The sequence below is a fragment of the Nocardia brasiliensis NBRC 14402 genome (genome assembly GCF_000308475.2).
Classification (GTDB): domain Bacteria; phylum Actinomycetota; class Actinomycetes; order Mycobacteriales; family Mycobacteriaceae; genus Nocardia; species Nocardia brasiliensis.
This window is the reverse complement of sequence record NZ_BAFT02000089.1, coordinates 1-10,358: the sequence shown is the minus strand read 5'-3', so window position 1 is coordinate 10,358 and position 10,358 is coordinate 1. Positions and strand designations below refer to the sequence as shown.

The 10,358-nt window shown below is 69.1% G+C and carries 8 protein-coding genes and 1 pseudogene; 5 read left to right on the top strand and 4 right to left on the bottom strand.

Going from position 1 to position 10,358, the window contains the following annotated elements; genetic code table 11:
• The 3 genes and pseudogenes from TY25_RS30850 to TY25_RS30840 form a co-directional block, all read right to left on the bottom strand.
• A pseudogene (locus TY25_RS30850) lies at window positions 1–289 on the bottom strand (C-terminal binding protein); the annotation flags it as partial.
• Between the two features lie 31 nt (window positions 290–320).
• Window positions 321–1,643 carry a cupin domain-containing protein gene (locus tag TY25_RS30845; RefSeq protein ID WP_042262035.1) on the bottom strand — a complete coding sequence of 441 codons (1,323 nt, stop codon included), beginning with the start codon at window positions 1,641–1,643 and terminating at the stop codon, window positions 321–323.
• A complete protein-coding gene (locus TY25_RS30840) occupies window positions 1,633–2,829 on the bottom strand; it encodes an iron-containing alcohol dehydrogenase (RefSeq protein ID WP_042262033.1) in 1,197 nt (398 codons plus the stop codon). The genes TY25_RS30845 and TY25_RS30840 overlap by 11 nt, the downstream gene beginning before the upstream one ends.
• Window positions 2,830–3,083: 254 nt before the next feature.
• Between TY25_RS30840 and TY25_RS40885 the strand changes: the two genes are divergently transcribed.
• Genes TY25_RS40885 through TY25_RS30815 form a run of 5 tightly spaced genes read left to right on the top strand, consistent with a single transcriptional unit; the run spans window position 3,084 to window position 8,189 of the window.
• Window positions 3,084–3,842, top strand: a complete 759-nt coding sequence (locus tag TY25_RS40885; RefSeq protein WP_162184239.1) for a class I SAM-dependent methyltransferase — start codon at window positions 3,084–3,086, stop codon at window positions 3,840–3,842.
• 56 nt (window positions 3,843–3,898) lie between these two features.
• Window positions 3,899–5,104 (top strand): M20 family metallopeptidase, encoded by a 1,206-nt coding sequence (locus tag TY25_RS30830; RefSeq protein ID WP_042262032.1) that lies wholly within the window; start codon window positions 3,899–3,901, stop codon window positions 5,102–5,104.
• Window positions 5,101–6,495, top strand: a complete 1,395-nt coding sequence (locus TY25_RS30825; RefSeq protein ID WP_042262029.1) for a condensation domain-containing protein — start codon at window positions 5,101–5,103, stop codon at window positions 6,493–6,495. The genes TY25_RS30830 and TY25_RS30825 overlap by 4 nt, the downstream gene beginning before the upstream one ends.
• Window positions 6,495–7,574 carry an SDR family oxidoreductase gene (locus tag TY25_RS30820; RefSeq protein ID WP_042262028.1) on the top strand — a complete coding sequence of 360 codons (1,080 nt, stop codon included), beginning with the start codon at window positions 6,495–6,497 and terminating at the stop codon, window positions 7,572–7,574. Before TY25_RS30825 ends, TY25_RS30820 begins: the two co-directional genes overlap by 1 nt.
• A gap of 39 nt (window positions 7,575–7,613) precedes the next feature.
• Window positions 7,614–8,189, top strand: coding sequence for a VanZ family protein (locus TY25_RS30815; protein ID WP_042262025.1), 576 nt, complete (start codon window positions 7,614–7,616; stop codon window positions 8,187–8,189).
• Here TY25_RS30815 and TY25_RS40880 read toward each other — a convergent pair.
• Window positions 8,131–10,358, bottom strand: a 2,228-nt coding sequence (locus TY25_RS40880) for an ATP-binding protein (RefSeq protein WP_052383294.1), incomplete at its 5' end; no start/stop codon positions are given. The two genes, TY25_RS30815 and TY25_RS40880, sit on opposite strands and share 59 nt — an antisense overlap.

The following is a 10,358-nucleotide window of genomic DNA, read 5'->3' as shown; positions in this document are numbered from 1 at the left end:
GGGCATTGAGATTGTCGATGCCGACACCACTGCGCGCGATCACCCGGCAGCGCGGGCCGACCGCGTCCAGCAACTCGGGCGTGACCTGGCAGCGGTAGATCACCAGGGCGTCCGCTCCGCGCACATGGTCGTGGAACTCGGGACCGGAGACTACGTATCGGCTCTCGAAAAGCCCTAAACGCAAGTCTATTTCGTGGCCGAACGCGGTGCGTTCGATATCCGCGCGGGCGAGGTCGGGTTGTCCCCGTTCGTTCAGGGCCCAGGCCGGATCGGTATAGACGACGCGCACTCTTGCCTCCCGTGCTGACGCGGCGCGGTGTTCAGGAGTCGTAGCCCCAGCCGCGGTTGTCTCGGTGCCCGCGCTGCACTGTGGCGCCCGCGGCATAGGTATTGGTCAGCTCGAACAGGTCGAGATAGCCGAGGTGTCGTCCCGAGCCCAGCTTGATCAGCGCGCCCTGGCCGGACCAGCGATGCGCGACGAACGGTGCCACCCACGCCGAGCCGTCCACCTCCAGCTCCGCCGCTGTTTGCTGCCCGTCGGCCCCAATCCAATGCAGCGTCGGCGTTCCGGCGGTCACGAGGTAGTGCGTTTCAGCGGGTTCGCGCAGGTATTCGCCGGCCGCGCCGTCGACCCGCAGATACAGCCCCGTGAGGTCGGGCAGATGCGGGGCCGCGGCCAGCGAGGTAACCGTGTAGCCGCGGAAATCCCTTGCCTCCTTCCGGCATTCGGCGATGTCCTTGAAGGTCTTGCCGACCGCGTCGTGCCGGGCGGCGGGCCGGATCAGCAGCCGGTAATCGAAGCCGAGCGTCGTGCCCAGCTCGCGCAACACCGCGAGCGTGCCGTCGTCGATCGCCGCGACCAGCGCGTCGGGCGTCAGACCCACAGTGACACCGGCAGATTCGACCGTGTGTCCTCGACGAGCGAACAGCAGGCGGGCCACCTGCTGCGGGTGCACGCCGCCGTCGAGCCAGGCGAGCAGTTCGCGCGCGGCCGGATCGGACCAGTCGTTGACCTCTTCGAGGAGCCCGGCCAGCGGAGATCGACCGGTATAGGACACGATTCGGGCCGGTTCGGGACCGGCGAGCGAGTAGGTGTGCGGGCAGTAGGACGGCTCGACGTAGGAATCACCGGCGATCCAGCTGTCGGTGTCGGTGTTGGCGACGATCACCTGCCAGGTCGACTCGTCGAGTTCGGTGCCCCAGCGGCCGTGGATATCGCCCGGACCGAGGTTGATCGTGATCGCCGGTTCCAGGTGCCCATTGTTCAAGGCGGGCAATCGGTTCGCGGGACAAAGGATATCGAGCACGACCGGAGCGACCGCGCCGGGCGGTGCCGCCATTGTGTAGTAGTTGTAGAAATGAATGCCGTCGCGCTGAATGGGACGCCGGGTATCGCGGAGTTCGCGCGCGGTACGGACCAGGACGGTGAGATCGCGTCGTCCGCTCGCGGCGAGATGTTCCGGGGTGATCTGGAGCGTGCGGGTCATGATAGCGACGATGTCGTCCGGCCATTCGCAATCACCGGAAACAGCCAGCAATTTCGCGAGTTCCGCGTGGTCGATACCGAGCGTGCCCGCTATCTGCCCGGTGGTCACTTTCCGAATGTTGAGCCAGTGCACGACCTTGTAGTTGTCAACGAGCATGATCTCTCTCCGCACTCCCGGCCAGCAGCCGGGTCAGGGTCGCCGCGTCCACCCGGCGCGGATTGTTGCCCGCGCGGTCGTAGGCGAGGGCCTCGGTGGCGATCCGGGCCGCCTCGTGGCCGAGGTCCGGGGGCGGCGGCAGCGCGGGCGAGCGCACCAGCGCCGCCACCTTCGCGGCCAGTTCGTCGACGCTGTCGGCGCCCGCGGCCCGCACCACCTGCGCGATGGCGTCGCGCACCCGTTGTGCCCCGCGCGGGTCGGTGCAGTCGGCGCCGACCTGCGCGTTGTACTGCAGCACCGCCGCCAGCGTGAGGCCGCACGCGTGCCCGTGGCGCAGCCCGTGCCGCAGGGTCAGCGGGTACGACATCGCATGGCACACAGTGGTTCCCGCGATGGCGATGGCGCGACCGGCGAGATGCCCGGCGAGCAGCGCCGCGCCGCGATGGGCCGCGCTCAGGTCGGTGTGGCGCTGCTCGAGCACCTCGGCGAGCTGCGCCCAGGCGGCCGCGCCCAGCCACTCGGATCGTTCGTCGGCACGGATCGACCATGCGCCCTCCACGCCCTGCGCGAGGGTGTCGAGCAGGCAACCGGCGAGATCGGCCGCAGGCAGCCCGAGCAGCAACTCCGGGTCGAGCACCGCGGTCACCGGCTGTAACGCGGTGCCGCGCAAGGATAGTTTGCGACCGCGGCCGCGGTCCCAGATGGTGGCGAAGGGCGTGGCCTCCGCGCCGGTACCCGGTGTTGTCGGCAGGGCGACGACGGGTGGCGCGCCTGCGTCGTCGGCCGTCGCCGCGCAGGCCAGGACCACCGCGTACGGCGTGCGATCGGCGCTGGTCGACAGTGCCGCACCGGCTTTGCCCGCGTCCATCACGCTGCCGCCGCCGACGGTGACGACCACCTCGGCGCGATGGGCGCGGATCTCGTCCGTCAGCCGGGCCACGGATTCGGGTGTGGGGAGCCCGGCGTGCACGACGGTGCGCAGTGCGAAGCCCTGGAATGCGGCGAGTAGTGGTTCGGCCCAGACGCGGCGCCGGAAGCCGCTGCCTGCCACCAGGAGCACCCGCGGCGCATCGGTGCCGGCCGCCGCGCGAACCACGGCAGGGGCGGCCTCGGCGGCGCGTTCACCCACGAGGGTGCGAGGCGAGTCCAGCAGCACGGTGCTGACCCGGAAATCGGCGGCGTGCATCGACCACCTGCCTCCAGCAAACGAAGAGATCCCAGTGACGGGAAATCCCCATCATCCCCCCGGTGTACGGACGAAGTCCTCAGGTTGAATAACACGGTACCCTAGGCTCGGTTAATATCAGAGCTCGTTTGTTTCACCAGTCGTGCACGAACTTCCCAGCGGTGCACGAACTTCCGGAGGCCGGTGCCATGGGGTCGCAGGAACATATTCGGCGCCGAACCGTGACTGGCGCGGGCTACCGCGAACAAGTTGCCTTGAACCAGTCCAGGTTTGCCGAAATTGCTCAGTCGTATGCCGGCGGGCAGGCGCGCCGGCTGGACGGCGAACTGCTGGCCGAGATGATCCGTCCGCTGGGTGTGGAGCATGTGCTCGACGTGGCCACCGGCACCGCCGCCGCGGCGGCGGTGGTCGCGAAATCGGGCGTGCGCAAACGCGTCGTCGGTCTGGACTCGTCCGCGGCGATGCTCCGGCAGGCGCGGGCCTCCGGTGTGGGTTCGGTGCAACTCGTCGTCGGCCTGGTCGAGGAGTTGCCGTTCGCCGACGGCGCCTTCGATCTCGTCCTGTGCACGCGCGCGCTGCATCACATCGACCGGCCGGAGCTGGCGGTGGCCGAAATGGCGCGGGTGGTGCGGCCCGGCGGCCATATCGTGGTCGCGGACAACGTGACCGGATATACCGGCGCGGTGCACGAGCAGGTCGAGGCGATCCAGCGGGTGCGGGATCCGGGACATGCCTCGACCCTCGCCGAGCACGAACTCGTCGGCCTGCTGCGCGCCAACCTGCTCGAGGTCGTGGAATGTCACCGCACCACCAGCTACCGGCCGCTGGCGCAGTGGCTGGCCGACGGCGGTACCGGGTCGGCGGACGCCACCGAGATCCGGCGGCGCTTGGCCGCGCTCGGGCCGCTCACGGAACCCGAGTTCGGCACGAGTTTCGTCGTCGAGGACGGCGTGATCGTCGGTCTGCGGCAGGCGATGTCGTGGCTGCGGGCCGATCGGAGCAATGCGTTGTAGCACGGGGACACCCGGCAACGTCCTAGCATGAAACACACTGACACCTGGGGGTCCCCGTGGACATCGCCGCACTGGATGCCGCAATCGACGAGCCGGAACTGATCGAATTCACCCGCAACCTGATTCGCACCCACTCGTTGACCGAGGCGGGGCGCGGGGAGCGCGCGGTCGCGGACTTCCTGCTCACCAAGATCAGGGAATGGGGTTGGCAGCCCGAGTTCTTCGACGCGGACGGACGCCCCAATATCGCGGTCACGCTGTCCGGCGGCGGCGGTCCCGGGCCGACCTTGGCTTTCGAGGGACACATGGATGTGGTCACCGAAGGCGATCCGGCGCAGTGGACCGTCGATCCCTACGGCGGCGAGATCCGGGACGGCAAGCTCTACGGTCGCGGCTCGGCCGATATGAAGTCCGGCGTCGCCGCGATGCTGTACGGGACACGGGCATTGCAGCTGTCGGGGCCGTTCCCCGGCCGGATCCGCCTGCTCCTGCTGGCCGACGAGGAAGGGATGATGTCGGGGGCGAAAGCCGCTGTGGCCCAAGGGTTCGTCCAGGATGTCGACGGCGTCGTGTGCTGTGAGCCGGAGGGCGACGAGGTGTGCCCGGTGTCGAAGGGCGCGATCCGGCTCCGGGTGGATTTCACCGGGGTGATGAGCCACGGTGCGATGCCGTGGCAAGGCCGGAACACGTTGCCCGCCATGGCCCGTGCGCTGCTCGGTCTGGAGGCGCTGGAGCACCGGCTGGTGCAGGAGGCAGGGTCGCGACCGCCGCTCGGCGCCCCGTCGATCACGCCCACCGTGGTGCGCGCCGGGAGCACGGATCAGCTCAACACGATTCCCGGTGTCAGCTCGATGTTCCTCGATGTGCGCACGATACCGGGCGTGGATCACGAGACGCTGCTGAAGAATATCGGCGAATGCGTCGACAACGCGGCGCGCGGCTGCGGGATCGGTTCGGCCGTCACGGTGATCGACGATCGCCCGTGGGTCGAGACCGACCCGGACACCCCGCTGGTCACGGCGCTGGTCCGCGCACACGAGAGAGTCAACGGGGTCCGCCCGGAACTCGGCGCGGTGCCCGGCACCACCGACGGCACCATTCTGACCTGTCGCGCGAACATCCCCAGCGTGGTGTACGGCCCGGGCGGCAAGTGGATCGCGCACATGGCCGACGAATACGTCGAGGTGCGTGATCTCAAGCGGTACGCGCTGACGTATGCGGTTGCGGCACAAGATTTCCTGCGCGGCGGCGCGGTATCGTGAACGCCCCGGCGGCGGGCGGGTCCAGGCTGCCCCTGACCCCGGGGCAACATCTGCTGGACTTCCTGGAATCCATCCGGCCCGGCGGGGCGGCGGCGGCCTTCAACATCTCGTTGCGGCTCACCGTCGACGGGCCGCTGGACCGGCAGCGGCTGTTCGACGCCGTCACGCGGACGGTCGAGCGGCACGAGGCGCTGCGCACCGCGCTGGTCCGCGGTCGCGGAATGGCCGAGCAGGTCATCGGTTCCGGCGGCGTACCGGAGATCGCGGTGCTCGGCCGGCCGGCGGACGCGACCGAACTCGAAGCGCTGCTGGTGGCACACAACAACGCGCCCTTCGATCTCGCGCGCCCGCCGCTGCTGCGCACGCTGCTCCTCGAGGATCCGGCGCAGGATCGGCGGCTGCTCCAGGTGACGGTGCACCACAGCGTGGCCGACGCCTGGTCGCTGGAGGTGCTGAAACGCGATATCGGGCGGTTCTACTGCGCCGCCGGTGGTCTCGCTTCGGAGCCCGAGCCGCCGCCGGTGCACTACCGGCAGCTGGTGCTCGACGAATTGGCCGCGCTGGAGTCGCCCGAAGCGGCCGCGGCCCGCGACTTCTGGCCGGAATACGTCGGCGCGCTGGAGGTCTTGCAGATCAAGGCGAAAGACGCGCAGGCGCCGTCGGATGGTCCGGCGATCACCAGCCGCGGTGACCGCACGTCGACCGCCGCCGAGAGTGCGGCGATCCGAACCATGGCCGCCCGCCTGCGCGCGACGCCGTTCATGGTGCTGGCTGCCGCCTATGGATTCGTCCTGGGCCACCTGTGCGGGCGGGCCGAGTACTTGATGCCGACCTTCAGCCACGGCCGCCGGGACCCTCGGTTCCACGAGTCGGTGGCCATGCTCTTCAACCCGTTCGTGATCAAGTTCTGCTGGTCGCCGGAGTCGACGTTCGCCGATCTGGTCGCCTCGTTCAAGCGGAACAGTCTGGCCGCCTACCGTTTCCAGTGGTACCCGTTCATCGAGGTACTGGAGCTCTGCCCGGACCTGTCCGTCTCGCTGATCGACCCGAGCAGTGCGCTGTTCCCGGTGCAGATGCTGAACGTGCCGAAAACGCCTACCGGCACGGCCTTGTTCGGCCCCGACTGCGTGGCCGCGGAATACGCCGTGCACCGGACGGCGGTGGGCAACGTGCTGCCGATCGACGGTCTGCTCACCATCAAGAGCGCAGCCGCGGCGCTGTCGATGACTTTCAATGCGGCACAACGGTTGTGGAACGACCGCCTGGCGGCCGCGATGTGCGCGTCCGTCCTCGGCGTGTGCCTCGCGGCCGCACAGGATTCCGGTATCACGTTGCGGCAGTTGGCCCGCACCGTCGACCAGCACTTCGGTAGCAATGGGTGGAGCGTCTGATGGAACTGTCCAGGGTGGCCGTCGTCGACGGCGCGAACGGGTACGTCGCGAGCAACACGATCTGTGCGATGCTCGACCGCGGTATCCGGGTGAAGGCGCTGGCGCGTGGGGCACGTACCCGGGTCTTCGAGGCGCTGGCCGCGGCGACGCTCAACGAGAGCGGCGCGCCACCGCCCGGGATCGCGAATGTCGAGACCTACGATTGCGAATTGACCGAGGAATATCTGGGGATCGACGAATTCACCGCGGCGGCGATCTTCTCGGAACCGTGCGATTTCTGGCATTTCGCCGCGGCGGTCGATCTGTCACCCAATCGGCCCGCATTGCTCGAGGAGGTGAATGTCCGCGGCACCGAGCGAGCGTTGCGCCTGTTCGTCGCGCACAGCAGGCCGGGTTCGCGCTTCTTTCTGATCAGTACCGCCTATGTCGGTGGTATCTCGGACACGCCGACCGCGGAGAATTGGCAGCCCGTCACCGACGCCGCCCGATTCCGGACGGTCTACGAGGCCACCAAGTGCGCCGGTGAGCTGATGTTCCGGGACTACGCGCGCGAGCACGGCGTCGTGGGCGCGGTGCTGCGGCTCGGACAGGTGGTCGGCTCGTCCAAGACCGCGCACACCACCTCGGATTTCGGCATCTACAACTTCATGTCGAACATGAAGCGGGTCGCGCGCCGTTTTCCGGGCGGCACCGCCGCCGTGCAGGTGGCGACGGGGGCGACGCTCAATCTCGTGCCCATCGATACCTGTGTCGAATGGCTGCTGGGGCTGGCCGCGGTCGACCACCTGCCGCAAATCGTCAACCTGACCGATCGCGTGGGCGTCTCGGCGGAGGAAACGGTCCGCATCATCGGCGCCGGACTGGGGATGACCCTGCGGCCGGTGCGGCCGGAAGAGTGGGGCGACGCCGAACTGACCGTGCTGGACCGGGCCGTGGCCGCGCGGATGGCCTACACCGGAAAGTACCTGATGGAGCGGATCGAATTCGATCGGCGCAACCTGGAATCGGCGCTCGGCGTGCCGGGGTCGGTGTGCGACCTCGGACTGGTCGAGCGACTTGTCACCTGGTATCTGAAGTAGCGTCGGCGCGGTGGGGTCGGCGCGGCGGTACGGAGTGGTGTGAACGGGACGTGGGAGGCGTGGGGCGGGGTCGTGCTCGCCGCGATCGCCGTGCTGCCGGTGGCCGGTGTGCTGGCCTGGTGGCTGGCTCGGTGGCGGGGCCGGCGTGCGGCGGTGTGCGAGGTCGGGCTGGTGGTCGGCACCGCACCGTGGCTGTGGATGATCTTGACGCCGAAAGGAACTGGTCGTTCGGTAAACCTGGTAGCGCTACGCGACCTCGCCGACCAGTTGGCCGGCGACCGGGTGGTCGAGCAGTTCGGCGGGAACCTGCTGGTGTGCGCCGCGCTGGGCTTTCTGCTGCCCGTGCGCTGGGTGTGGTTCGGCCGCTGGTACCGCATCGTGCTGGCAGGCGCGGCGCTGTCGCTCGCCGTCGAGGTGCTGCAGTTCGCGCTGGCCATCGGCCGCCACTCCTCGGTGGACGACGTGCTGTTGAACGCCGCCGGAGCCGGCCTGGCGGGCCTGCTCTCCCGGCGGTGGTGGGCGGCGCGCGTGCCCGGCGTCGTCACGCTCTTAACTGTCACAGCGCCTTCGGATCGGCCATCATCGCCATCGCGGCGGCCCGCTGCGCCGCGGTGACCTCGCCCCGGATCAGATCCGCGGCTCTGCGGAACTCCGCCGAGCGCGCGTGCGCGGCGCGGGTGGCGCGTGCGGCCGAGAACGTCGAGTCGATGCCCGCGACATGCTCGGCGATCCGCCGGGTCTCCGGGATGCCGAGGCCGACCGCGATCGCGAGCGCGTCCTTCCAGTGCTGGCGAGCCACGGAGAAATGCGCCGAGCAGTAGTTCACGGTCGCGATCGCGTCGTAGGCGAGCACCTCCTCGTAGGGTGAGCCGGACGCGCACGCAATGTGCAGCGCCCGCTCGTAGTGCGCCAGCGCTTCCCGGCGATGACCACGACGACGATGGACGTCGCCGATCCCCAGATGCGTGCAGCACTTGAGGATCAGGTCGTTGTTCCGTTCGGCGCGCGCCAGTGCCGCACGGAAGCTGTCCAGCGCTGGTTCGTACCGCTCCAGGTGGGCGTAGACGGTGCCGATCCGGATCGAAAGATAATTGTGGAACAGGGTTTTCGAGGAGATCGCGGCGAGCGACTTCCCAGCGTCGCCCAAATGGGTCAGCGCGTCCTCGTAGCGGCCCACGCGCACCGCGGTATCGCTGAGCCGCATCTGCGCACAGGACCGCAGATAGGGGTCACCGGTGTCCGCGGCGATCGCGACGGCCTGGTGCAGGTAGTCGAACGCGTCGTCGACGTAGCCCATCCGCTCGTGCACCTGGCCGAGGCCTTGCAGCGCATAGCCTTCCAGGAACCGGTCACCGATCAGCCGCGACAGCGACAGGCACTGGTGATAGCCCATCAGCGCGTCGCGGTAGCGTGCCATCCGGAAGTAGACCAGGCCACTGTGGTGCATGGCCCGCGCGGCGTTCGAATAGTCGCGCATGCCGTGCGCGAGCCGTACCGCGTCGTCGAGCACCACGAGCGCCTGCTGACAGTGCCGCATCCGCCACAGCGTGTAGCCCAGGTTGACCAGCAGTCGGCATTCCTCGGCCTGCTCGCCGTTGTGCCTGGCCACCTCGACCGCGTCGAAGTGCATCGTGATGGCGTCGTCGGAGCAGCGCAGGCCGGTAACGTAAGGCCACCACAGGATTTCGGAGAACAGCCGGGTGTAGTCCGACCAGCGGGCCCTGGTCGCCTCCCGCGCGACGGCCAGCAGGTTGAGCCGTTCGGTGTGCAGCCATGACACGCACTCGTGATGGCTGTCCAGCCCGGGCATCGGGGTGGCCGGTTTCGGCAGGTCCGCGACGCGGCTGGTGCGATCCGGCAGGATCTCGCGGCCGACCGTCCAGGCGGCGTACCGGTAGTAGTCGAACAGCCGGGTCAGCGCGGCGCTGCCGTCGCCGGGTTCCGCCAGGGTCGCGGCGTAGTCGCGCACCAGGTTGTGGAACCGATAGCGTTCGGAGACAACCTGTTCCAGCAGATGGACGTCGACCAGCGCCTCGAGTATCTGCTCGGCGGCGCAGCTGTCGATATCGGCGAGCGCGGCGGTGGCATAGGTGTCGAAGTCGCGACCGGGATGCAGGCCGAGCAGCCGGAACACCCGCTGTTGCGCGGGTGGCAGGTCCTGGAAGCTGGCGGTGAGCGCGGCGGCCACACTGCGTGACCCCGCGGACAGGTGTTCGAGGCGGTGGCTCGGATGTCGGAGCCGCTCGGCGAGCCGCTCGACCGGCCAGACCGGTCGAGCGCGCAGCCGTCCGGCCGCGATCCGAATGGCCAGCGGCAGATAGCCGCACAGCCGCACGGTCTCCGCCACCGCGTCGGGCTCGGCCGCGACCCGCTCGTCGTCGACGATGGTGGCGAACAGCGCCGTGGCGTCCTCGGGCGAGAGCACGTCCAGCGAAAGGGTTTGCGACACCTCCAGTTCCACCAGCCTACGCCTGCTCGTGATCAGCACCAGACAACTCGGGGTACCGGGCAGCAGCGGGCGAACCTGATCGGCGTCGGCGACGTTGTCGAAGACCAGCAGCGCCGAACGGGACGCGATCTCGGTGCGCCACAGGGCCGATCGGGCGTCGAGATCGGGCGGGATGGATTCGCTCGGCACGCCCACCGCGCGCAGCAGCCGATCCAGCGCCACCATCGGCTCGACCGGCGCGCTCTCCGCGGCATGGCCGTGCAGGTCGATGTAGAGCTGGGCGTCGGGGTAGCGGCTGCCGAGCTGATGGGCCGCGTGGATCGGCGAGGGTCGTC